The sequence below is a fragment of the Streptomyces sp. NPDC014764 genome, from assembly GCF_043082785.1.
Taxonomy (GTDB): Bacteria; Actinomycetota; Actinomycetes; order Streptomycetales; family Streptomycetaceae; genus Streptomyces; species Streptomyces althioticus.
Window position 1 is genome coordinate 89,675 of the sequence record NZ_JBIBXY010000012.1, and the last position, 22,433, is coordinate 112,107.

Annotated in this window: 17 protein-coding genes; 10 read left to right on the forward strand and 7 right to left on the reverse strand. The window is 72.9% G+C overall.

Annotation, left to right across the window (positions count from 1 at the left end; genetic code table 11):
- Positions 1-121 precede the first annotated feature (121 nt).
- Genes ACF1AG_RS25060 through ACF1AG_RS25070 form a run of 3 tightly spaced genes read left to right on the forward strand, consistent with a single transcriptional unit; the run spans position 122 to position 3,872 of the window.
- Entirely contained in the window at positions 122-1,828 is a 1,707-nt protein-coding gene (locus ACF1AG_RS25060) for an SPFH domain-containing protein (protein ID WP_359599308.1), read from the forward strand.
- On the forward strand, positions 1,825-3,150 hold the full coding sequence (locus ACF1AG_RS25065) for an SPFH domain-containing protein (protein ID WP_391810424.1): 1,326 nt from the start codon (positions 1,825-1,827) through the stop codon (positions 3,148-3,150). Before ACF1AG_RS25060 ends, ACF1AG_RS25065 begins: the two co-directional genes overlap by 4 nt.
- Before the next feature lie 23 nt (positions 3,151-3,173).
- Positions 3,174-3,872 (forward strand): TetR/AcrR family transcriptional regulator, encoded by a 699-nt coding sequence (locus tag ACF1AG_RS25070; protein WP_391810425.1) that lies wholly within the window; start codon positions 3,174-3,176, stop codon positions 3,870-3,872.
- Between the two features lie 160 nt (positions 3,873-4,032).
- On the opposite strand, the gene ACF1AG_RS25075 is transcribed toward ACF1AG_RS25070, so the two are convergent.
- Positions 4,033-4,893: a MaoC/PaaZ C-terminal domain-containing protein gene (locus ACF1AG_RS25075; RefSeq protein WP_359599304.1), complete on the reverse strand. Its 861-nt coding sequence runs from the start codon at positions 4,891-4,893 to the stop codon at positions 4,033-4,035.
- 1 nt (position 4,894) lies between these two features.
- On the reverse strand, positions 4,895-6,202 hold the full coding sequence (locus tag ACF1AG_RS25080; RefSeq protein ID WP_391810426.1) for a 3-oxoacyl-ACP reductase: 1,308 nt from the start codon (positions 6,200-6,202) through the stop codon (positions 4,895-4,897).
- Positions 6,203-6,302: 100 nt separating this feature from the next.
- Here ACF1AG_RS25080 and ACF1AG_RS25085 point away from each other — a divergent pair, with 100 nt between their 5' ends.
- Both ACF1AG_RS25085 and ACF1AG_RS25090 read left to right on the forward strand, forming a co-directional pair.
- On the forward strand, positions 6,303-7,589 hold the full coding sequence (locus ACF1AG_RS25085) for an acetyl-CoA C-acetyltransferase (protein ID WP_391810427.1): 1,287 nt from the start codon (positions 6,303-6,305) through the stop codon (positions 7,587-7,589).
- Positions 7,590-7,831: 242 nt separating this feature from the next.
- Positions 7,832-9,754: a long-chain fatty acid--CoA ligase gene (locus tag ACF1AG_RS25090; protein ID WP_359599298.1), complete on the forward strand. Its 1,923-nt coding sequence runs from the start codon at positions 7,832-7,834 to the stop codon at positions 9,752-9,754.
- 9 nt (positions 9,755-9,763) lie between these two features.
- Here the strand turns inward: ACF1AG_RS25090 and ACF1AG_RS25095 are convergent, their stop codons facing one another.
- Genes ACF1AG_RS25095 through ACF1AG_RS25105 form a run of 3 tightly spaced genes read right to left on the reverse strand, consistent with a single transcriptional unit; the run spans position 9,764 to position 11,558 of the window.
- On the reverse strand, positions 9,764-10,450 hold the full coding sequence (locus ACF1AG_RS25095; RefSeq protein ID WP_359599297.1) for a class I SAM-dependent methyltransferase: 687 nt from the start codon (positions 10,448-10,450) through the stop codon (positions 9,764-9,766).
- Between the two features lie 50 nt (positions 10,451-10,500).
- Positions 10,501-10,797, reverse strand: coding sequence for an AzlD domain-containing protein (locus ACF1AG_RS25100; protein ID WP_387798212.1), 297 nt, complete (start codon positions 10,795-10,797; stop codon positions 10,501-10,503).
- A gap of 14 nt (positions 10,798-10,811) precedes the next feature.
- Complete coding sequence (locus tag ACF1AG_RS25105) at positions 10,812-11,558, reverse strand: AzlC family ABC transporter permease (protein ID WP_387798123.1); 747 nt, start codon at positions 11,556-11,558, stop codon at positions 10,812-10,814.
- A gap of 68 nt (positions 11,559-11,626) precedes the next feature.
- Here ACF1AG_RS25105 and ACF1AG_RS25110 point away from each other — a divergent pair, with 68 nt between their 5' ends.
- Positions 11,627-12,193: an XRE family transcriptional regulator gene (locus ACF1AG_RS25110; protein ID WP_359599291.1), complete on the forward strand. Its 567-nt coding sequence runs from the start codon at positions 11,627-11,629 to the stop codon at positions 12,191-12,193.
- A gap of 150 nt (positions 12,194-12,343) precedes the next feature.
- Here ACF1AG_RS25110 and ACF1AG_RS25115 read toward each other — a convergent pair whose 3' ends face one another.
- Positions 12,344-12,547, reverse strand: a complete 204-nt coding sequence (locus ACF1AG_RS25115; RefSeq protein WP_006133199.1) for a cold-shock protein — start codon at positions 12,545-12,547, stop codon at positions 12,344-12,346.
- A 298-nt stretch (positions 12,548-12,845) separates the two neighbouring features.
- On the opposite strand from ACF1AG_RS25115, the gene ACF1AG_RS25120 reads away from it, so the two are divergent.
- Together ACF1AG_RS25120 and ACF1AG_RS25125 are read left to right on the forward strand one after the other, a co-directional pair.
- Positions 12,846-13,694, forward strand: coding sequence for a menaquinone biosynthetic enzyme MqnA/MqnD family protein (locus ACF1AG_RS25120; protein ID WP_391810428.1), 849 nt, complete (start codon positions 12,846-12,848; stop codon positions 13,692-13,694).
- A 196-nt stretch (positions 13,695-13,890) separates the two neighbouring features.
- On the forward strand, positions 13,891-15,777 hold the full coding sequence (locus tag ACF1AG_RS25125) for a protein kinase (protein WP_391810429.1): 1,887 nt from the start codon (positions 13,891-13,893) through the stop codon (positions 15,775-15,777).
- Between the two features lie 30 nt (positions 15,778-15,807).
- Here ACF1AG_RS25125 and ACF1AG_RS25130 read toward each other — a convergent pair whose 3' ends face one another.
- On the reverse strand, positions 15,808-20,514 hold the full coding sequence (locus ACF1AG_RS25130; RefSeq protein ID WP_391810430.1) for an FtsK/SpoIIIE domain-containing protein: 4,707 nt from the start codon (positions 20,512-20,514) through the stop codon (positions 15,808-15,810).
- 328 nt (positions 20,515-20,842) lie between these two features.
- On the opposite strand from ACF1AG_RS25130, the gene ACF1AG_RS25135 reads away from it, so the two are divergent.
- Positions 20,843-21,142 carry a WXG100 family type VII secretion target gene (locus ACF1AG_RS25135; RefSeq protein ID WP_078492978.1) on the forward strand — a complete coding sequence of 100 codons (300 nt, stop codon included), beginning with the start codon at positions 20,843-20,845 and terminating at the stop codon, positions 21,140-21,142.
- Between the two features lie 293 nt (positions 21,143-21,435).
- Positions 21,436-22,218, forward strand: a complete 783-nt coding sequence (locus tag ACF1AG_RS25140) for a hypothetical protein (protein ID WP_391810431.1) — start codon at positions 21,436-21,438, stop codon at positions 22,216-22,218.
- The last annotated feature ends 215 nt before the right edge of the window (positions 22,219-22,433 follow it).

A 22,433-nucleotide genomic window follows, 5' to 3' on the forward strand; every position in this document is an offset into this window, starting at 1 on the left:
CAGGTGACCGTTGCTGGGGTGCGCCCCTTACGTGTGTGCGCCTTCGTGGTGTGTGATCACTCGACCACACGATTCCCCGCGGCCAAGTGCGGGGAGGGCACCACAGGCGAAGGGGGACCCCGTGGCACGTACGCGGGCGCAAAGCCTACGCAACGTCGCACAGTCGGTCGCGGGAGGCGCGGATCCGCGCGCCGCGGCCCGGGACGAGCTGCTCCGGCGCACCGGAGGCGGCGGCGCGCAGCCGCCGGACCGCGAGGACGAGCGGTTCGCAACGGGCGAGGGCATGGATCCGGCCGACTTCCCGGCCGCCCGGGAGCAGGACGGCAGCTCCGTCGACACCGTGATGCGGCAGAAGTCCGTGTCGCTGGACGAGGCCGGCGAGGCGCTGAGCCGCAGCGAGCAGTTGCGGGAGGGCGGCGAGGCCGTGCACGCCATCTACCCGATGGTGATGCCCAAGGGCCGCTCGCTGCTGTCCATGCTGCCGGTGCTGTCGCTGCTGGTGATCGGGCTGATCGGCACGTCGATCACGTCCGCGGCCGGCGGCTGGAGCGTGACCTCGCCGCTGTTCGGACTGCATTACTGGCTGATCGCGGTGGCCGCGGTCGCGTTCGTGTGGTGGCGGCAGGGCCTCGTCATGGTGCCGGACGGCTGCCAGGCGATGATCACCCGGTTCGGCAAGCTGGAGAAGGTCGTCGGACCCGGCCGGGTCACCCTGCTCAGCCCGTGGAAGCGGGTGTCGTACATCGTCAACACCACCCGCGAGTACCCGTTCAACGCGCCGGTGCGGGAGGCCCCCACCAAGGGCGGCGTGAAGGCGTCCATCGACCTGTTCATCCAGTTCCGGATCAGCGACCCGGTGGAGTTCGTCTACACCCTCGGCGCGGTGCGGGGCTTCGAGGAGAAGCTCGGGAACGCGGTCAGCGAGACCATCCGCAGCCTCATTTACGAGCAGGAGGCGGCCGGCATCTACGACATGGTCGGCGAGGACAGCGGCCGACTGCTGGAGCAGCTCAACCAGCAGTTCCGCCCCGCCGTGGAGCTGACCAACGCCAACATCACGCACGCCGAGCCCTCGGACCGCCGCTACCGGATGGACCTGGCCGCGCCCGAGATGGTCCGCATGGCCAAGGAGGCGTACACCCACGAGTACGCGCTCCAGCTGCGCAAGGAGCAGGACGAGGGCGACCTCAACCGCGAGCTCGCCTCCAGCCAGGAGACGCTGTCCGCGATCCAGGCGGACATCGCCCAGTACCAGGCGCAGATGGACACCGCCGTGGAGCGCGAGACCAACCGCGCCGAGGCGCTGGCCCGCCAGCGCTACGTGCAGGCCGAGTCGGAGGCCAAGGCCAACGCGGCCCTGCTGGAGGCGCAGGCCCTCGACATCCGCGCGGTGACCGCCGCTGAGGCGCCCGAGATCCTGGAGTACCGCTACCAGCAGCAGGTGCTCGACACCCTGGAGCAGGTCGCCGACCACCTGCCGCGCCTGGTGCGCATCGGCGGCGGCGACGGCGACGGTGCCGCCGGCATCGACTTCCTCGAGCTGGCCCGCGAACTGGTCGGCGAGCGCGGCGCGGAGCTGTTCGACGAGGCCGAGATGGCCGCCGTACGGGAGCGGCTGGCGGAGGTGTCCGCGCGGATCGCCGGCCGCCAGGAGGAGATCACCGCGCTGCTGGAGGCCGACCGGCCGACCGTCGTGCCGCAGATGCCCGACGAGCCCGCCGAGGGTGTCACGAACGAGGCGCCCGACGGCGCCGCAGCGGGCGACGAGTCCGGGCCCGCCGGGTCCCGGTCCACCGGGTCCGTGTCCGCCGAGGAGGTCAAGCCGTGAGCAGCGTCCGCAGTCACCGTCGTTCCGTCATCTCCGAGGCCGTCGCGCCCTGGGGCGACATCGCCCGCCTGCTGCGCGGCGGCGAGGCCGGCACCCTGCTGCCGGTCATCATCCCCAAGCACCGCCGCCGCCTGTGGTGGATGCTCCCCCTCTGGGCCGGCGGGTACGCCCTGCTCTCGGGAGTGATGCTCACCCTGAAGGAGTCCGGCTCCGACGGGCTCGGCGGCATGGCCGCCGCCGCCCTGGCCACCCTCTCCTACGTCTTCGGAGTGCTGCTGCTGGTGATCGGCGGTCTCTGGTGGTGGCGCTCCTCGATCGTCGAGATCGAGCAGGGCACCCACGGCGTGCTCACCCGGTACGGCGCCGTCGTACGCACCCTGGACGCGGGCCGGCACTACCTGTGGCACCCGTGGTCGCGGGTCGACTTCGTCGTCGACACGGCCACCGAGATCCCGTACTCGGCGCCCGTCATGGCCTGCCCCACGCAGGAGAACGTGCCGCTGCGCTCCATCGAGTTCTTCCTGAAGTTCCGCATCACCGACGCGGTGCTCTTCGTCCGCACCATCGGCGCGGGCAACTTCGACCTGGTGCTGTCCAGCGCCGTGCAGGACGCGATCCGGCAGCGGGCCCGCAGGGTGCGCACCGAGCGCGCCTACGACCTGCGCGGCTCGGACGTCGCCGACATGCAGGACCTGCTCAACCGCCAGCTGGACCGCTACGGCGTGCGCATCACCGGCTGCAACATCCCGGACGTGCAGCTCCCGGCGCAGTACCAGCAGCACCTGGCCACCCGTGAGCAGGTCGCCAAGGAGCGCACCGCCTACGAGCAGGAGTGGGGTCTGGTCCGCAAGCGCCGGATCGACAGCCTGGGCATGGACATCGAGCGGGCGAAGAAGATCCGCGACGCGCGGATCGTCGAGGTGCGGGCCGCGCTGAACCGGGCCCGCGAGGAGGTCGCCCAGCTGCTGGAGCGGCAGGAGACCGAGGCCCAGCGGGTGCGCTTCGAGATCGAGACGCGCGGCCGCAGCGGTCTGATCGCCGCCGAGAACGAGGCCCGCGCCCAGCAGGCGCTCGCCAAGGCGTACCGGGACAACCGGGCGGTGCTCCAGTACGAGCTGGCGCGCAGGCGGCTGGAGGTGGGCTCCCGGCTGGCCGGGAAGGCGCCGCGTCCGGTGGTGGTGCGCACCGACGGCGGCACCGACACCTCGGCGCTGTCCACACTGTTCACCGCGCACATGCTGCCCCGGCTCACCTCCGGTGACCGGGTGCTGAACGCCGGTGCGCTCCTGTCGGCGGAGGACGGCGGCCAGGAGCAGCGGTAGCGGCGGACCGTACGCTGTGTCCCATGGGTGCCGTGAAGACGAAGCGGATGCCGCGTGCGGTCCGTGAACAGCAGATGCTGGACGCAGCCGTACGGACCTTCGGGAACCGGGGGTACATGGCAGCGTCGATGGACGAGATCGCCGAACTGGCGGGTGTGTCCAAGCCGTTGGTGTACCTGTACCTCAACTCCAAGGAGGACCTGTTCACCGCGTGCATCCGCCGTGAGGCCAGGGCGCTCACCGAGGCGGTGCGCGTGGGGGCCCGGCCCGATCTGCCGGCGGACCGGCAGCTCTGGTCGGGCCTGACCGCGTTCTTCACGCATACCGCCCTGCACCCCGACGGCTGGGCGGTGCTGCACCTCCAGGCGCGCACCCACGGCGAGGTGTTCGCCGCGGAGGTGGCCGCGATGCGTGCGGAGATCGTCGCGTTCGTGACACAGCTGATCCTGGCCGCCGCGCGGGAGGCGCACCGCGACCCCGACCTGCGGGAGGCGGAGGTCTCCGGGCTGGCGGAGGCGCTGGTCGGGGCCGCCGAGTCGCTCGCCGACTGGGCCAACGCCACTCCCGGCGTCACCGCCCGGCAGGCGGCGACCACGCTGATGAACTTCGCGTGGGCGGGGCTCGGCGACCTGATGGCCGGGCAGCACTGGACGCCGCCCGACGACAGCGGGGACGCGGACGCTCCCAGGGCTCAGAACGGGGTCACCTCGCCGGTGAGGTGATTCCAACCTTCGGGCCCCCGCAGCGGGCCGGTTCCGTCGGCGGGTGTCTGCGCCCCCCCCGGATTCGGAGCGGGCTGACCTCGCCCGTGAGGTGATTCCGACCTTCGGGCCCTGCGGCGCGCCGGTTCCGTCGACGGGTGACTGCGCCCCCACCCGGATCTCAGAGCGGGCTGACCTCGCCCGTGAGGTGGATCCGGCCGCGGCCCCCGCGCAGGGCGAACCGCCCCCCGCCGTCCGCCGCGTACGTCACCGTGCCGGGCAGCAGTACCGGCGCCCGGAACTCCGCACGGACCTCGGCCGCGTCCGGGACGCCGTGGGCGGCGAGACAGCGGGCGACGGTCCACATGCCGTGCGCGATGGCGCGCGGGAAGCCGAAGAGGCGCGCGGTGAGCGGGTGCAGGTGGATCGGGTTGCGGTCGCCGGACGCGGCGCCGTAACGGCGGCCCAGGTCACCGGGGAGCTGCCACTCCTCGACGGCGGGCAGCTCGGGGTCCTCGGTCCGTTCCGGGCCCTCGGAGTACGTGGTCCGGTGCCGGGCCAGGTACGTGCTGCGCGACTCCCACACCAGCTCGTCGCCGGAGCGCAGTTCCGTGACCACGGCCGCCTCGGTGCCGCGCCGGTGCGGGGCCAGCCCGTCGACGTGCACGGCGAGGTCGTAGAAGGCGGCCGACGGGGTGGCGCGGTGCCGGGTGACGGAGATCGACGTGTGCACGAGCCCGAGCAGCGGCAGCGGGAAGTCCCGGGCGCTCATCAGCCGCATCGCCGGCGGGAAGCCCAGCACGTGCGGGTAGGTCAGGGGCAGTGTGTCCGCGGGGGCGGGGAAGCCGCAGACCTTCGCGTACGCGGCCAGCTTGGCCGGGTCGGGGCGCAGGCCGGCCAGCACCAGCCGGGTGCGGGGGTGCGCGGCGGCCGGGTCCGGGCGGCGGAACGGCGAGAGGACCGCGCCACGGGCGAGCAGCGGGGCGAGGGACGGGGAGCGGGTGAGGACGGACTCGGCCCGCTCCGGCGGGGTCGGCGCCATGTCAGGCCCCCAGCAGGCTCTGGCCGCAGACGCGCACGACCTGGCCGTTCACCGCGCCTGAGCCGGGGTGGGCGAACCAGGCGGTGGTCTCGGCGACGTCGACGGGCAGACCGCCCTGCGCGAGGGAGTTCATCCGGCGTCCCGCCTCCCGGATGAACAGCGGGACGGCGGCCGTCATCTTCGTCTCGATGAAGCCGGGCGCGACCGCGTTCACCGTCACCCCGTGCTCGGCGAGCGCGCGGGGCGCGAGGGCGCGGACGAGGCCGGCGACGCCGGCCTTGCTCGCGCCGTAGTTGGTCTGTCCCGCGTTCCCGGCGATGCCCGCGATGGAGGCGGTGGCGACGATCCGGCCGCCGCGGCGCAGCGACCCGGCCTCAAGAAGCGCGTCGGTGGTGCGGAGCACACTGCCGAGGTTCACGTCCAGCACCGAACTCCAGCGGTCCTTCGCCATGTTGACCAGGCGGCGGTCCCGGGTGATGCCCGCGTTGTGGACGAGTACGTCGAGCCCGCCGGGGAGCGCCTCGGCGATGCGGGCGCCCGCGTCGGCGGCGGTCATGTCGAGCAGCAGTACGCTTCCGCCGAGCCGCTCGGCGACCCGGCGGGCGTCCTCCTCGGCCTGCGGCACGTCGAGGACGACCACCTCGGCGCCGTCCCGGGCCAGGGTCGCGGCGACGGCCTCGCCGATGCCCCGCGCGGCGCCGGTGACCAGGGCGGTACGGCCGGTCAGGGGGCGGTCGGCGTCCTCGGGGGCGGGGCTCTCCTGGGCGCCGACGGCGATCACCTGGCCGCTGACGTAGGCGGACTTGGGGGAGAGCAGGAAGCGCAGGGTGGATTCCGCGGCGGAGGCGTCGGTGAGGCGGACGAGATTGACGGTCCTGCCGCCGCCGGTCTCCTTGCCGAGGGAGCGGGTGAAGCCCTCCAGTGCCTGCTGGGCGGCGGCCTGGTGGTGGTCGGCGGTGTCGAGCGGGGCGCCGAGTACGACGATCCGGCCGCTCTCGGCGACGGACCGGGCGACGGGGTGCAGGGCGGCGTGGACCTCGTCGAGGTCTTCGACGGTGCGCACCCCGGTGGCGTCCAGGACGACCGCGGCGGGCCTCCCGGCGGCCTCGTCCGCGGGGAGTCCGGTGCGGTCGAGGACGGGCGCGAGGTCCAGGCGGGAGGCGCCCGCGGTGAGGTGGAGCAGCCCGCCGTCCAGCGCCGGACGCTCCGCGGACCAGCGGCGCAGCGGGGCGGGCCGGGGCAGCCCCAGGCGGCGCGTGAGGAAGCGACCCGGCGCGGTGCCGGTGAAGCTCAGATAGCGGTCGGCCATCGGGGACTCCCAGGTGTGCGTGCGGGGGGCTCACTCCGTGCTTACTCTGAAGTAATGTTACCGTAGGTAAGCCTACGTCACGGTTGAGGAGCAGGTCGAGATGAGCACCCTGAAGCCGGCCGCCGTGCGGCGCGTCGCGGTCATCGGCGGCAGCCGCGTCCCGTTCGCCCGCTCCGACGGGCCCTACGCCACCGCCTCCAACCAGGAGATGCTCACCACCGCCCTGGACGGCCTCGTCGACCGCTACGGGCTCGAACAGCCGGGCGCGGTCGACGAGTTCGTGGCCGGCGCGGTCCTCAAGCACAGCCGCGACTTCAACCTCGCCCGGGAGACCGTCCTCGGCTCCCGCCTCGACCCCCGCACCCCCGCCTACGACATCCAGCAGGCCTGCGGCACCGGACTCCAGGCCGTGATCACCGCCGCCAACAAGATCGCCCTCGGCCAGACCGGGGCCGCGGTCGCCGGCGGCTCCGACACCGCGAGCGACGCTCCCCTCGGCGTCAACGACGACCTGCGCAAGGTGCTGCTGGAGGCACGCCGCGCCAAGTCCCTCGCCGCCCGCCTCAAGGCGCTCGCCAAGGTGCGCCCCGGCCACCTCGTCCCCGACATCCCGCGCAACGCCGAGCCGCGCACCGGTCTCTCCATGGGCGAGCACGCCGCCGTCACCGCCCGGGCCTGGGGCATCACCCGCGAGGCACAGGACGAACTCGCCGCCACCAGCCACCAGCGGCTCGCCGCCGCCTACGAACGGGGCTTCTTCCAGGACCTGGTGGTGCCCTTCCGCGGCCTGGCCCGCGACCAGAACCTGCGCCCCGGCTCGACGGTGGAGAAACTCGCCACGCTCAAGCCGGTGTTCGGCGTCGACGGACCCGAACCCACCATGACGGCGGGCAACTCCACCCCCCTCACCGACGGCGCCGCCGTGGTGCTGCTGGCGAGCGAGGAGTGGGCCGAGGAGCGCGGCCTGGAACCGCTGGCGTACCTCACCGCGTACGAGACCGCCGCCGTCGACTTCGTGCACGGCGACGTCGCCGACGGTGAGGACGGCCTGCTGATGGCGCCCGCGTACGCGGTCCCGCGGATGCTGGAGCGTGCGGGACTCGGCCTGGACGACTTCGACCTGGTGGAGGTGCATGAGGCGTTCGCCTCCCAGGTGCTCGCCACCCTGGCCGCCTGGGAGAAGCGCGGACTGCCGCCCGTCGACCGGGCCCGGCTGAACGTGGCCGGTTCCTCGCTCGCCACCGGCCACCCCTTCGCCGCCACCGGCGCCCGCATCGTGGCGACCCTCGCCAAGCTGCTCGCCGAGCGGGACGCCCCCGGCCGCGGTCTCATCTCGATCTGCGCCGCAGGCGGCCAGGGCGTCACGGCCGTCCTGGAACGGCCCTGAACAGCGCCGGTCCGGCCCCGGACGGGGCCATACCTGAGTGACCCTCACGTAACCCCCGACACTGCACACGCTCGATCCCGCTCCACCCCCGAACCGGCACGAACCCCTCACGCCAGAGCCGTACGATCCCCGCACCGACCGGTGGCGTCCCGAGCCGCGGACGCCACCGGTGAGCGCCTCGGCGTGCGAGGCACGTACGTCGTGGCACCACGCAGTTCGCCTGCACGCCCCAGGAGCCGCCCGTGTCCACCCCGCACCACGCCACCGCTCTCGACGCCGACGTCCACGGGGCGCCCGTCCTCGTCCCGCCGGCCACCCGCAGGCTGGACGGGGCCGTCCGCGAGGCGTCGGTCCCGCCGTTCGCGCAGCCGGTGCGGCACGGGTCCCTCGCCGACCTGCCGTTCGAGAACGCGAGCCTCGCCCCCGGCGACGTCGTCCTCAGCCGGAAGACCGGGGACGGTTCCTGGCGCGACGTCACCGCGGAGCGGTTCGCCGCCGAGGTCCTCGCCGCCGCGAAGGGACTCGTCGCCGAAGGTCTGGCGCCGGGCGACCGCATCGCGATCATGGCCCGCACCGTCTACGAGTGGACCGTCCTCGACTTCGCCGCCTGGGCCGCCGGCCTGGTCACCGTCCCCGTCTACCCCACCTCGTCCCCCTACCAGGCCCGCTGGATCCTCCAGGACTCCGGCGCCGTCGCCCTGATCACCGAGACCGCCGGCCAGGCCGCCGCCATGGGCCCGGAGCTGCCGCACCTGCCCGACCTGCGGCACGTGTGGGTCATGGAGAAGGGACACGTCGACGCCCTCGCGGACGCCGGCGCACACATACCCGGGCACGAGATCGAGGTGCGCCGGGGCATGCTCGGCCCCGACACCCTCGCCACCCTCGTCTACACCTCCGGCACCACCGGACGCCCCAAGGGCTGCGCCCTCACCCACGGCAACTTCTTCGCCGAGGTGGACAACGCCATCGAGCTGCTCTACCCCGTCTTCCGGGACCGCACGGACGACGAGGCGTCCGTCCTGCTCTTCCTCCCCATGTCGCACGTCTTCGGCCGCATGGTCGCCGTGGCCTGCGTGCGCGCACGGGTGCGCCTAGGCCACGCGCCCAGCCTGGCCGCCGAGGACCTGCTGCCCGACCTGGCGAGCTTCCGGCCCACCTGCCTGCTCACCATCCCCTACATGCTGGAGAAGGTGTTCAACACCGCCCGCGCCAAGGCCGAGGCGAGCGGCCGGCAGACCACCTTCGACCGCGCGGCCGCGGTGGCCCGCCGCTACGGCGAGGCCCTGGAGGGCCGGCAGGCCGGCACCGGCGGCGGCCCCTCCCGCTCCCTGAGGACGGCCCGCGCCTTCTACGACCCGCTGGTCTACCGGAAGATCCGCAACGCCATGGGCGGCAAGGTCCGCTACGCCATCTGCGGCGGCTCCCCGCTGGGCCGCAGTCTCGCCGCCTTCTTCGCAGGGGCCGGCATCGAGATCTTCGAGGGCTACGGCCTCACCGAGACCACCGGCGCCTCGACCGTCACACCCCCGCTGAAGCCGCGCCTGGGCACCGTCGGCTGGCCCCTGCCCGGCACGAAGATCCGGATCGCGGCGGACGGCGAGGTCCTGGTCTCCGGCGAGCACGTGCTGCGCGGCTACTGGGACCCGCAGGCGGGCGGCGTCGTGCCCGCCACCCGCGACGGCTGGTTCGCCACCGGCGACGTCGGCGAGCTGGACGACGAGGGCTACCTGACCATCACCGGCCGCAAGAAGGAGCTGATCATCACCGCGGGCGGCAAGAGCGTCGCCCCGGCCCCGCTGGAGAACTGGCTCCGCTCCCACCCCCTGATCTCCCAGGTGATGATCCTCGGCGACAACCGCCCCTACGTGACCGCCCTGATCACCCTCGACCTCGACGGCATCACCCACTGGCGCCGGATGAACGGCAGGCACCCCGTCCCCGCGAAGCTCCTCGTCGACGACGAGGAACTGCGGGCGATCCTGCAGCGTGCCGTCGACGAGGCCAACAAGATGCTGTCCCGCCCCGAGTCCGTCCGCCGCTTCGCCGTCCTCCCGGAGGACTTCACCGAGGAGGCCGGACACCTCACGCCGTCCATGAAGCTGCGCCGCGAGGCGATCCTCAGGGACTTCGCGGACGAGGTGGAGGCGCTGTACGCGAGGTAGCGCCCGGCGTCAGGAGGCCCGGCTCTCTCCGGGCACGCGGGCGATCAGGGACGCCTGAGGGGTGGGTTCACCCTGCCGGACGTCGGGCTCCCGGACGGTGCGCTGCACCAGGGCGAAACCGGCTTCCTCCAGCAGCTCAGCGACCGGCTCCGGCCGCATCCGCCGGAAGTCGAGGGTGACCGGGTGGCCCCAGGGGTGCACGTGCCGCCGAGGCTCGTCGCCCATCTGGAAGGCGACCAGCAGATGGCCTCCGGGCGCCAGCACCCGGCGGAACTCGGCGTACACGGCGGGCAGGTCCTCCGGCGGCGTGTGGATCGTGGAGTACCAGGACACGAGCCCGGCGAGGGAACCGTCGGGCAGGTCCAGGGCGAACATCGAGCCCTGCTCGAAGCGCAGCGCCGGGTTCTCCCGGCGGGCGATCGCCAGCATCGACTCCGACAGGTCCACGCCGTGGACGTCCAGACCGCGCGAGGCGAGGAAACCGGTCACACGGCCGGGACCGCACCCCACGTCCGCCACCGGCGCGCCCTGGCCGACCAGCTCGGCGAACCCGGCCAGCAGGGCCCGGTCCAGCGGCGTGGCGGCGGAGAGGTCCCGGAACGTCTCGGCGTAGTCCTCGGCGATCGCGTCGTAGAAGGCGCGCGTCGCGCGGACGTGCTCCGGCTGGTCGGCGCGCGCGGGTCGGCTCGTGGTCATGGGCGGGACGCTACCGGCGGCCACTGACAGTCCCTCAGCACCTCGTACGGCTACGGCACCCCGGCGGCCCGCAGCACCGCCGTCGCCGCCGCCGCGCCCAGCACCACCACGACGAACGGCGCCCGGCGCCACGCCAGCACCCCGCCCACGGCGACCCCGGCGGGCCGCGCCCACCCGGCGAACTCCCCGCCCTCGGCCAGCGCGCCCGTCGCCAGCAGCGCCACCAGCAGCACCACGGCCCCGGCCGACAGCAGTACCCGCACGCGGCCCGGCAGCTCCACCCGGCCGTGCAGCACGGGCCCCACCAGCCGGAAGGCGTACGTCCCCAACGCCAGCACCAGCACCATCAGGGCGGTCCCGCTCACGACCGCGGCCCCTTGCGTCGTCCGGGCACGCCTCGTCGTCCGGGCACGCCTCCGCGCAGCGCCAGACCCGCGAGCGCGGCCAGCACGGGCACCCCCGCCGGTACGGCCGGGGTGAGTGCCAGGGCGAGCACGGCTCCCGCCAGGGCGGCGCGGCGGACACCGGCGTCCTCGCGCAGGGCGGGCAGCACCAGGGCCACCAGGACGGCGGGAAAGGCCGCGTCCAGGCCGTACCGGGCGGTGTCGCCCAGCGCGCCGCCGGCCAGCGCGCCCGCGGCCACGCACACGTTCCACACCGTGAACAGCCCGATGCCCGACACCCAGAAGGCGGCACGGCGCCGGGCCGGGTCCCGCTGGGCGAGGGTGAACGCCACGGTCTCGTCGGTCACCAGATGGGCGCCGACCAGACGGGCGAGCCGGGTCCGCCCGAGGTGCTCGGCGACCGCCAGGCTGAACGCGGCCGTGCGGGTGTTGAGCAGCAGCCCCGCGGCAGCCGCCGCGACCGGCCCGCCGCCCGCGAGGAGTACGCCGACCGCGCTGAACTGGGCGGAGCCCGCGTAGACCACCAGCGACATCACCACCGGCACCCATACGGGCAGGCCCCCGGCGACCGCGATGGCCCCGAACGACACGCCGACCACGCCTCCGGCGAGACACACCAGGGAGACGTCCCGGAGCAGCCCGGCGTCGACGGCCGACGGATGGGGGCCGTGTCCGGGCGAAGGTGTTCGCTGTGCCGAACGCATGTTTTCTACAATGGACAGACACCCTCGCGTTCGTCAAGCCGAACGAAACGACTCCTGGAGCGAACGACATGACCGACGGCACGCCGTCCCGCCTGCCCCTCGACTGGATCGCCGCGGCCTTGCGCCGCGAGCGCACCCGCGTCGGCCTCTCCCTCTCCGAGCTGGCCAAACGCGCCGGGATCGCCAAGTCCACGCTGTCCCAGCTGGAGGCGGCCGGCGGCAACCCGAGCATGGAGACGCTGTGGGCGCTGGCGGTGGCGCTCGGAGTGCCGTTCAGCGCGCTGGTGGAGCCGCCGGCGCCCATGGTCCAGGTGATCAGGGCGGGGGAGGGGCCGTCCGTGGGCTCGGACCGGTCCAGCTATGTCGCCACCCTGCTGTCGGCGAGCCCGCCCGGCGCGCGGCGCGACATCTACGCCGTGGACCTCGAGCCGGGGACGGTGCGCGACTCGGACCCGCACATTCCGGGGACGGTGGAGCACATCGTGGTGAGCGCGGGACGAGTGACGGCCGGCCCCGCGGGCGAGCAGGTGGAACTCGGTGCCGGGGACTACATGGCGTATCGCGGGGATGTGCCGCACCGCTACGAGGCGCTGGTGCCAGGCACGAAATTCGTGCTGATCATGCAGCACGTCTGAGAGGAGAAGGCGTCCGGCGGGAATTCACCGGGGATTCTTCGGGTGTTCCACCGCGCCGGCCGCCCCCGGAGAAAAGGCAGGAGCCCCGTTCGCCTTACGGCGTGGGGCTCCTTGGGTACTGCTAGTCGTTCCCGGATCGGAGGATCAGGGTCAGGCCGGGGTGACGTTCTCCGCCTGCGGGCCCTTCGGGCCCTGCGTGACGTCGAAGGTGACCTGCTGGTTCTCCTCGAGGGACCGGAAACCGGTCGCGTTGATCGCGGAGTAGTGGACGAAGACGTCGGGGCCGCCGCCCTCCTGGGCGATGAATCCGAAGCCCTTTTCGGCGTTGAACCACTTCACGGTTCCGGTAGCCATAAGCCCTCCTTGGGCTCAAAGGGTTGCCCTGCTCCAGAACCAGCAAGTGTGAAGACAATTCCGCACAACTGCATCCGTCTGAGAACGACGAGAGCCCGCGGTCACATGCTCCGCAGGCTCTGTACTGCAAGGGAAACCAAACTGCAACTTGCGATGAGCCTAGCACGCAGGGGCCCGTTCGCAATAGAGGTCAAGATCACGTCACCCGAATGTTTCAACGCCCCGTTCGTCACGCGCGTGCGTTCGAACCGGTGGGGGCGACCGCTGTCCCGCCCGGCGCAAGGTCTAGCCTCACGATGTGGACAATCCTCGCACCCGGCCGCGCGTCGGCCACATCCAGTTCCTGAACTGCCTGCCCCTTTACTGGGGGCTCGCGAGAACGGGCACGCTCCTCGACTTCGAGCTGACGAAGGACACCCCCGAGAAGCTCAGCGAGCAGCTGGTGCAGGGCGACCTCGACATCGGGCCCATCACCCTGGTCGAGTACCTCAAGCACGCGGACCAGCTCGTCGCCTTCCCCGACATCGCCGTCGGCTGCGACGGCCCGGTGATGTCCTGCGTGATCGTCTCGCAGGTCCCGCTGGACCGGCTGGACGGGGCGCGGGTCGCCCTCGGGTCGACCTCCCGCACCTCCGTACGGCTCGCGCAGCTCCTCCTCGCCGAGCGGTACGGCGTGCAGCCGGACTACTACACCTGCCCGCCCGACCTGAGCCTGATGATGCAGGAGGCGGAGGCGGCCGTCCTGATCGGCGACGCGGCCCTGCGCGCCAACATGGTCGACGGCCCGCGCTTCGGCCTCGAGGTGCACGACCTGGGCGCCCTGTGGAAGCAGTGGACGGGCCTGCCGTTCGTCTTCGCCGTCTGGGCGGCCCGCAAGGAGTACGCCGAGCGCGAGCCCATGCTCACCCGCAAGGTGCACGAGGCCTTCCTCGCCTCCCGCAACCTGTCCCTGGAAGAGGTCGACAAGGTGGCCGAGCAGGCGGCCCGCTGGGAGGCCTTCGACGAGGCGACCCTCGCCCAGTACTTCACCACCCTCGACTTCCGCTTCGGCCCCCCGCAGCTGGAGGCGGTCGCGGAGTTCGCCCGCAGGGTGGGGCCGACGACGGGGTTCGCGGCGGACGTGAAGGTGGACCTGCTGACGCCGTAGCGCACGGGGGCCCGGGCGGCCGTACGCAGCCCGGGCCCGTGGCGCACGGGGCGACCCAGGCGGTCGCGGAGCCCGGGTCCGTGGCGCACGGCGGCGACCCGGGCGGCCGCACGCCGTCCGGGTCCCCCCGACCGGTCCGGCCACTACGCTGCTGGATGGCAACGGCGTACCGGTGCGACGGGGGAGGGGTGGCGCCATGCGGCCGCTCGACACGGACGAACCCACAACGGTGGGGCCGTACCGGCTGCTCGGCCGGCTCGGTTCTGGCGGCATGGGCCGGGTCTACCTGGGCCGCAGCGCCGGAGGCCGGACGGTCGCGGTGAAGATCGTGCACCCCCACCTCGCGCTGGACGAGGAGTTCCGCGCCCGGTTCCGGCGCGAGGTGGACGCGGCCCGCCGGGTCGGCGGCGCCTGGACCGCGCCCGTGCTGGACGCCGACCCCGACGCCCGCGTCCCCTGGGTCGCCACCGCCTACGCGGCCGGCCCCTCCCTCACGGCCGCCGTCACCGAGCTGGGCCCCCTGCCCGGGCACACCGTGCGCACGCTGGGCGCGGGCCTCGCCGAGGCGCTGGCGGCGGTGCACGGGCTGGGCCTGGTGCACCGTGACGTGAAGCCGTCCAACGTGCTCCTCACCCTCGACGGCCCCCTGCTGATCGACTTCGGCATCGCGCGCGCGACTGGGGGCACCTCCCGGACGAAGTCCGGGGGAGGTACGGCGTCCCTGACCTCGACCGGCGTGTCGATCGGCTCGCCCGGCTACATGTCGCCCGAGCAGATCCTCGGCAAGGGCGCGACCGGCGCGGCGGACGTCTTCTCCCTCGGCGCGGTCCTCGCGTACGCGGCGACCGGCGCGCCGCCCTTCCCCGGTGACTCCTCGGCGGCGCTGCTCTACCGCGTGGTGCACGAGCCGCCCGAGCTGGACGGGCTGACCGGCGATCTGCGGGAGGTGACCGAGGCGTGTCTCGACAAGGACCCCGCCGCCCGCCCGTCTCCGGCCGGCATCGCCCGCCGCCTCGCCCCGGAGGGCGGCGCGGCCCGCCTGGTGTCGGGCGGCTGGCTGCCGGGCGCTCTGGTGGAACAGGTGAGCCGGGCCGCGGTGAACCTGCTGAACCTGGAGACGACCGGGGGAGGACCTGCGGGCGGCGCGGCCTCGGGACCGGTGGGCTTCAGCAGCCCGTCCGTGAGGGAGGCCACGGATCCGGGCGGGCAGGCGGAGGGCGCAGCGGCCGCGGGTGAGGGCGTCGCCGCGTCCTCCGGGCCCTCGGCGGACGGGTCCGCGCCCGCCTTTGGATCGTCGGCGGACGGGTCCGCGCCCGCCCCCGGGCCGTGGGCCTCCGGTCTCGCCCCCTCCGGGGCCGTCGGCGGTGGGTTCGGGCCGCCGCCGGTCATGCCGTCGTCGGGCGGTGAGCCGGCCGGAACGGCCGTACCGGGGCCGCGGCACGCCACCGGGGCGCCCGCCCCGCATCCGCCGACGGAACCGGGCAACGGGGGCGGGTCAGCGCCCGGCTGCCTGTCCCTCTCCGTCTCCGCGGCCTCGACGCCCGGCACGGGGGGACGGGGCCGGCGGGTCAGCTGCACGGTGGCCCTGGCGGTGGCGGGCGCGCTGGCCGCGGTGACCGTCGGCTCGGCGTTCGTGTTCGACCTGCTGCCGGGCTCCTCCGGGGGCGCGGGAGCCGACCAGGGCCCGAGCGGCGCGCAGCCCTCACCGTCCGCCACCGCCCCCTCCGGCACCGTGCCCGCCGCCTACGTCGGCACCTGGGAGGGACAGGCCAGCTCCCGCGAGAGCATCACCATCCCGCTCGGCACTTTCCGCGTCACCCTCAGGGAGGCGCGGGTCGGTGAGCGGGTCGGCACGCTGCGGCACACGGACATCTTCGGCGGGATCTGCGACGACGTGCTGACCCTCAAGGAGGTCACCGCCCGGCGCATCGTCACGACCTCCGTGGGCGCGCCCACCAACCGCGACGTCTGCGACCCGGCCCGCCACACCGTCCTGCTCACCCCGGTCGGCGACGACCTGGTCTACGAGTCGGACAGCAGGGACTCGGGACGTCCGAAGGCCCGGCTCTCGAAGATCGGGTGACCGGGCCTCCCGTTCACGCGGGGGAGCCGCTCACCCCGGGACGACGACCGTACGCAGCTCGCCGTCACCGAGGTGCAGCATGCCCTTGCCCGGGGCGACCTGGCCCCCGACCATCCCCCGGGACAGCCGGACGCCGATGAGGTCACCGCTGGACGACTCCTGCGGGGACAGCAGGATGCCCCGGCGGGCCTTCTTCGCGTCGACCTGCCAGCCGGAGAAGCCGCTGCACACGTCCTCCTCGTCCCCGGCGATGACGAGGGCGAGGCCACGCTCCGTGCCGCGCGAGACCAGCTTCTTCAACTGGCTCTCCGCGTCGCAGTCCTCCAGGATCTCCCCGTCGTCGACGAGCACGGCGATCGGCTCCTCCAGGGACGCCTCGTCGACCAGCTCCTCGAACTCGTCCTCGTCGATGTCGTCACCTGTGAAGACCTTCAGCACGCCCTCCGCACCGTCCAGCTGCCTCAGCGGCGACTGGCGCGGAGCGGCGATCACCAGCCGCGTCCCCTGCGCGAGGAACGACCGGGCGAAGTTCATCAGCACCGTCGAGCGGCCCGACTTGGCCGGACCCGCGATCACGAACGCCGGTACGCCGTCGGCGAGATCAGGACCGAAGCCGACGATCTCGTCACCGCCGATGCCGGCCAGACCGAACAGCTTCGACCGCGACACGTCCGGGTCGCGCATCTCCCACGCCTCGGGGAAGGAGATCCGGCTCGGCAGGCTGTCCACCCGGAACGGCCGCCGCGCACGCGGCACTTCGGCGCACCGCTCGGCCGCCGCCTCACCGATCGCGGTGAGCGCCGCCGCCTGCCCCTGACCCGTCGTGTCCTCGGCGAGCAGCGCGAACTGCGTCTCCGTGCCGGACTCGTTGCGGAAGGCGCGGCCAGGCGGGATCTCCTCCGGCACCTTGCGGGTGGGGATGCCCAGCGAGGAGAAATCGCTGCGGTCGGCGAGCCGCAGACCGTACTTGTCCTCGGTGAGGCTGGCGATCCGGCCCACCAGCAGCGTCCGGTCACCCGTCAGCACCAGGTGGATGCCGACGCTGGCGCCCTCCCGCATCATCGTCTGCAGCTCGTCGGTCAGCGAACCGTGGTCGATCTCGCCGAGGGTGGGCACCCAGCCCTCCCAGCGGTCCAGCAGCACCACGATGTGCGGCAGCCGCTCGTCCTCGGCGGACGCGGCCCGCTGCTCCCCGATGTCCGCGAAGCCGGCGTCCGCCAACAGGTCCTGGCGGCGCGACAGTTCGCCCTTGAGGCGGTTGACCAGCCGGACCACCCGCTCGGTCTGGTTACGGCCGACGACCGCGCCGCAGTGCGGGAGCCGGGTCAGCGCGTTGAGCGCGCCGTTGCCGCAGTCGATGCCGTACAGATGCACGTCCGCCACGGAGTGGGTGCGGGCCAGAGAGCCCGCGATGGTGCGCAGCACCTGTGACCGGCCGCTGCGCGGGGCGCCGCCGATCATCAGATGGCCGAACGAGGAGAAGTCGACGACGACCGGACGGCGGGCCTGGTCGGCGGGCAGGTCCTCGACACCGAACGGCGCCGGCGGCAGTGTGCCCGGCGCGGGCGCGTACGACGGCACCTCGATGTCGTCCAGCAGCAGCGTCTCGTCCAGGGCGGGCAGCCACGGGCTGTGCTGGGCGGGGATGCCGAGCGCGGAGTTGGCGTCGCGCACCGCGTCCACCAGCACCTTCAGGTCGGTGATCTCCTCGTCCTCACGTGCCTCCGACTTCGGCTTGGTGAGCGCCGCCCGCCCCAGGTCCTCCCAGGTCAGCGGGCCCACCCAGGGTGCGAGCGCGGCCGGGTCCGCGGCGCCGGGCCGCCGGCCGCCGACGCGTCCCGACTGGAACGGCACGAGTGAGGCGTGCCCCAGCCGGGCGTAGGCGCGGCCGGGGGTGCTCTTGGAGATGTGACCGGCCTCGGGTGAGTCGATGACGTCCGTCGACTCACCGGCGTCCGTCACGCGCAGCGCGATACGCAGGTTGGTGTTGGCGCGGATCTCGGGGGAGACGACGCCGCTCGGCCGCTGCGTCGCGAGCAACAGGTGGATGCCGAGGGAGCGGCCTCGCTGGGCGATGTTCACCAGACCGGTGACGAAGTCCGGCAGATCACGCACCATCGAGGCGAACTCGTCGATCACGATGAGGAGCCGCGGCACCGGAGGGTGCGACGGGTCGCGGCGCACCAGATCCTGGTAGTCCTCGATGTCCTTGGCGTCCGCGGCGGCCAGGATGTGCTCGCGCCGCTTCAGCTCCGCGCCCAGCGACTCCAGCGCCCGCTCCACGAGATGCGCGTCGAGGTCGGTCACCATGCCGACGGTGTGCGGGAGTTTGACGCAGTCCTTGAACGCCGAGCCGCCCTTGTAGTCGACTAGGACGAACGTCATGTTCTCGGGGGTGTTGGCGACCGCCAGCGCCGCCACGATCGTCTGGAGCAGCTCCGACTTACCGGAACCGGTCGTACCGGCGATCAGGCCGTGCGGGCCGTCCTTGCGCATGTCGATGCCGAACGGCCCGTCGTACGACTCGCCGATCACCGCGAGCGTCGACTGCCCGCCCATCCGCCACCGCGCCGTGATCGCGTCGCTCGTCGGCGGCTCCAGCTGCAGCACGTCCAAGAGGCGGCTGGACCCGGGCAGCGCCGAGTCCTCGGTCTCCCCGCTGATGTCCCGCAGCGGCGACAGGGAACGCGCCAGCCGCAGACACCAGGCGGGCGACACGAAGTCCGGCCGCACGTCCTTGATCCGCTCGGCGCCGGCCTCCTCCACGCGCAGCCGCAGCTTGCCGGGCGCCTGCTGGGCCCCGCGGCCGGGTTCCGGGGCGTTGCTGTGCCACGCCTGGAAGGAGGGGAAACCGCCCGCCACGGCCGGCTGCGCCGCACGGTCCGCCTGCTGCCGCTCCTGCTCCTCGGCGTGCGGCTCCGCGACGACGAACGCCTGGCACTCGCCGGGCAGGAACCGCTCCTCGGCGTCCAGGCAGATCGCGTACATCGACACCGAGGGGCCCTCGCGCAGCAGCCGCACCACACCGGGCAGCGACCGCAGCCGCCGCGAGCCGTCCCACACGACCACGATGTCCGGGTCGCTGAACGTCGTGCCCTGGGAGCGGTTCTGCTCGGCGGCCTTCTTGCGTGCGTCGAGGATCTGCGTCAGTTCGCCGATGCGGGCGCCGACCGTCTCCGCGTCGGTGCCTATGAGGACGTTCACGTCCTGGCCGCCGGAGGGGCGGGCGTGAGGCAGCCAGCGCACCCAGTCCCAGGCCTCCTGCGCGGAGTTCTCGCTCAGCACGTAGAACTGCACGTCCATCGGGCTGTGCAGCGCGGCGGTCTGCCCGACGGCCCACCGCCCCAGCGCGCGCGCCGAGTCCCCGGGACCGGCCACGCCGATGACGCCGAGCCCGCGAAGGTTCAGCGCGACCGGGCAGTCCTCGATCTTCCAGGTGACCTGACGCCGGTGATCGTCCTGCTCAGGGTCGTCGAGCACCACCTCGGACGGCATCTGCCCCGTGCCGAACCGCAGCAGCAGATGGTCGCGGTCGGTGCGGCGCCGCTCCCACAACCGGGTGCGGGGCCCCGTGCCCATGGCCAGCACGGACGCCGGGTCGGGGATGGCGTGCCGCCGGTCGTCGCGCTCGGCGACGAGTGCGTCCTGGGCGTCCTTCTCGATCCGGGCCTTCTGCTCCTCGTACTCCTGGACCTGCTTGGCGTGTGACTTGCGGCCGTGCTTCTTGTCGTTGAAGTAGTTGGCGAAGAGGAGGACCGGGCTGAGCGCCGCCATGATCAGGTAGTACCAGCGCTGGAAGATCGCCACCATGACGACCGACCCGACCAGCGGGGTCAGCGCCATGATCCAGGGCAGCGGCCTGGCCTCGTAGTCACGCGGCTTGGAAGGCAGCCGGAAGCTGGTCTGCCGCTCGGGCCGGCGGAGCCGGGGCGGCCGGTTGTAGTCGAGCCCGACGCCGTCGTCCGACCACTTGAGGGCGGCGTTGGGAGGGGAGTAGCGGACCAGTTCGAGAAGACTGTTCCCGACGGCGATCTGCCCGCCGAGCGGCCAGTCGAAGCGGCCGCCCCGCTTGGGCCCCTGACTGCCGCCTTCCTCCTTCTTCTTTTTCTTCTTCTTCTTTCTCCTGCGCTTCTTCCTGGAGGCGCCGTCGGCTTCGCCGTCACCGGCTTCGGCGCGGCGCTTCTCCTCGTCCCGGCGCTCCTGGGCCTCGGCGATGGGCTCGCCGTCGAGGGTGACGGCGTCGTGCTCACCGTGCACGACGACCTGGCAGGTCCCGTCGGTGGCGACGGAGAGGGTCAGCGCGCGCGCCTCGGCCTCGGGGTCGTCGACGCGGACGTACGAGGCGTTGCCGCTGCCGATGTCGTAGCGCCCGACGCCGAGCCGGTGCACGAAGCCGGCCGCCGGCCCGCCGACGACGCGCAGCTCGACGAGGCCGGTGGGCTCGCCCGGCAGACAGCCGGAGGGGTCCTGGAGGGACACGACGGCGCCGTCGCGCAGGGGAGAGCCGACGACGGTCGCGGAGGGGTCGACGGCGTACCCGTCGACGTACACCATCGGCGTGTTCCCGGCGGGCGTCTGCCCCTGGTGCCCGATGGGGATGACCTGGGCGCCGGCGTGTCCGACCTGCGCGGCCAGCTCGCGCGCGACGTCCCCCACGGTCGACTCGGGATCGGCATCGAGTACGACATCGGCGGAGTCCCCGCCGTACGGATCGACGACGGTCAGAGTCAGGCGCACGCTTGTCCTCCCCAGGCCCTGCGGCCGCTTCCACCCCGCGGCGCACAGTCCCGCCGACGATATCGGCTCGGCCCGCCCGTGAGGCAGTCGGGGAGCGGCCCCCCGTTTCCGGCAGCAACGGCGTCCACAGCTTGTGACCGTTGCCTTCACAAGGTGGGGATGTGGCGGCGCAGTTCACCCCCGTAAGCTTCTGCCGCAAGAGCGGACGATCACACCGGCGGGCCCCGGAGGCCCCTGAGCCGCAGGGGCCGCGACGGCAGGCCGGTAGTTCCGCAAACAAGGGAGCCACGGGGGTTGGCCCTGCGGCGTTGCGAGAGGGAGCGGCTTCATGGCCAAAGACCTTGACATCACATATCAGGACATGCGGGAAGCTGCCAAGCATGTCGTGAAGGAGAAGGAAAAGCTTCAGGAGAAGCTGGACGGCCTCCGCAAGTACATCAACAACCTCGTCAACTCGGGCTACGTCACGAAGAGCTCCTCGAAGGCCTTCGACGAGAACTTCGATGACTTCACCAACGGCGCGAAGACCACGCTCGACGGCCTCGACGGCATGGGCGACTACCTCACCATGGCGGCCGACAAGTTCGAGCAGATCGACGACGAGCTGGCGAAGGCGGCGCGGAAGTAACTTCCGGGTGCTGGGTGTGCTTGCACCGTCGGTGGGGCGGGAGGCTTGTGGCTTCCTGTCCCACCGTTCCGCGGTGTGACACCCGGCGGGGCGTGTTGTGGGGCGAGCTGAGGAAGCCGTCCACGCCGCTGTCCACCGTGACGGGCATGTACTGAGGTCGCGTCGAGGCCGTAAGTGCTGAGTGCAGGCTGGTGGAGTTCTGAGCGAGGCTGCAGGTGACGGACCCGCGGGGTCAGGTGGAGACGGGGCTGATGGGGCGTCGGGTCGGGTGGGCGGCTGCCGTTGGCTGCTACGTGCTTGCCGTCATCGCCGGAATGATCGTCCTGGCGGACGACGCCGGCCTCGCGGTGCAGATCGCGTTGTGGGTGGTCCACGGGGCGTTGCTCTTCCTGGCGATCAGGAAGTTCGGGACACGCGAGTCCAGTTCGTATACAGCTCTCTTCATCGTGACCGTGTCATCGCTGGCGGTGGGTGTCGCGGGCATGGCCTGGGAGGACCTCACCTTGCAGCAGCGCGGGGAGACGGTGGTGGCCACGGTCGTGGGTGAGCGGCTCGACCCGCCGGAGGGGCGTGAGGGCCGTGCTTCGTACTACACATTGGAGCGCGAGGACGGGACACGGGTCCCTGGACCCGAGATGCGGACGACGTCGGACCTCTACGACGTCGGACAGATGGTGACCGTCATCGAGGACCCGGAGGCGGACCTCCGGCCGCAGACCCCGGGGCAGGCGGACGCCACCGGGGAGGTCCTAGGCGCCGCGGGGTTCGCGCTCGCCGCGGTCGGCTCGGTGGTGTGGATGGCGTGGCGGGGGGCCGTGACCGAGCGGGAGACGGCCGAGGTTGCCGGACGGTCGCGCTTGCGGAGGGAGCAGGAGGAGAAGCTACGGGAGGCGTTGCGTGCCTATTCCGCCGACCGGCGTGGCTACATCAAGGTCTCGCCGGGGGAGTACCCCGATCTGACCCATGGTCGGGCTGCGCGGATCGCCTGGGAGGAAGGGCTGCGGGCTGAGGCGACCGGCAACCGGGGGGTGTGGCGCTTCGCCGAGCGGGTCGTCGAGGAAGTGCCCCTCGAGTGACCCGGGCGGCGTCCACGCGCCAAAGCCCTGGCCGGGCCGGTGAACGGCAGCCGCTCGTGGTGGGTCGGATGTCCGGCAGTTGGCGGAGTAGCGGACGAAGAAGTGCGGGATATATCTGGTCCAGTACCATTCGGCGCTTCTGAGTGCGGAGGTCCAGGCATTCTGCGATTCCGCCCTGTTTGCTCCCGTGTGTCACCTCAACGAACTCCTTGCCG

Coding starts and splice junctions, on each gene's coding strand:
- ACF1AG_RS25070 (WP_391810425.1), top strand. CDS start 3,174: ATGGGTGCCGTGAAGACGAAGCGGATGCCGCGTGCGGTCCGTGAACAG.
- ACF1AG_RS25075 (WP_359599304.1), bottom strand. CDS start 4,893: ATGGCGCCGACCCCGCCGGAGCGGGCCGAGTCCGTCCTCACCCGCTCC.
- ACF1AG_RS25080 (WP_391810426.1), bottom strand. CDS start 6,202: ATGGCCGACCGCTATCTGAGCTTCACCGGCACCGCGCCGGGTCGCTTC.
- ACF1AG_RS25085 (WP_391810427.1), top strand. CDS start 6,303: ATGAGCACCCTGAAGCCGGCCGCCGTGCGGCGCGTCGCGGTCATCGGC.
- ACF1AG_RS25095 (WP_359599297.1), bottom strand. CDS start 10,450: ATGACCACGAGCCGACCCGCGCGCGCCGACCAGCCGGAGCACGTCCGC.
- ACF1AG_RS25100 (WP_387798212.1), bottom strand. CDS start 10,797: ATGGTGCTGGTGCTGGCGTTGGGGACGTACGCCTTCCGGCTGGTGGGG.
- ACF1AG_RS25105 (WP_387798123.1), bottom strand. CDS start 11,558: ATGCGTTCGGCACAGCGAACACCTTCGCCCGGACACGGCCCCCATCCG.
- ACF1AG_RS25110 (WP_359599291.1), top strand. CDS start 11,627: ATGACCGACGGCACGCCGTCCCGCCTGCCCCTCGACTGGATCGCCGCG.
- ACF1AG_RS25115 (WP_006133199.1), bottom strand. CDS start 12,547: ATGGCTACCGGAACCGTGAAGTGGTTCAACGCCGAAAAGGGCTTCGGA.
- ACF1AG_RS25125 (WP_391810429.1), top strand. CDS start 13,891: ATGCGGCCGCTCGACACGGACGAACCCACAACGGTGGGGCCGTACCGG.
- ACF1AG_RS25135 (WP_078492978.1), top strand. CDS start 20,843: ATGGCCAAAGACCTTGACATCACATATCAGGACATGCGGGAAGCTGCC.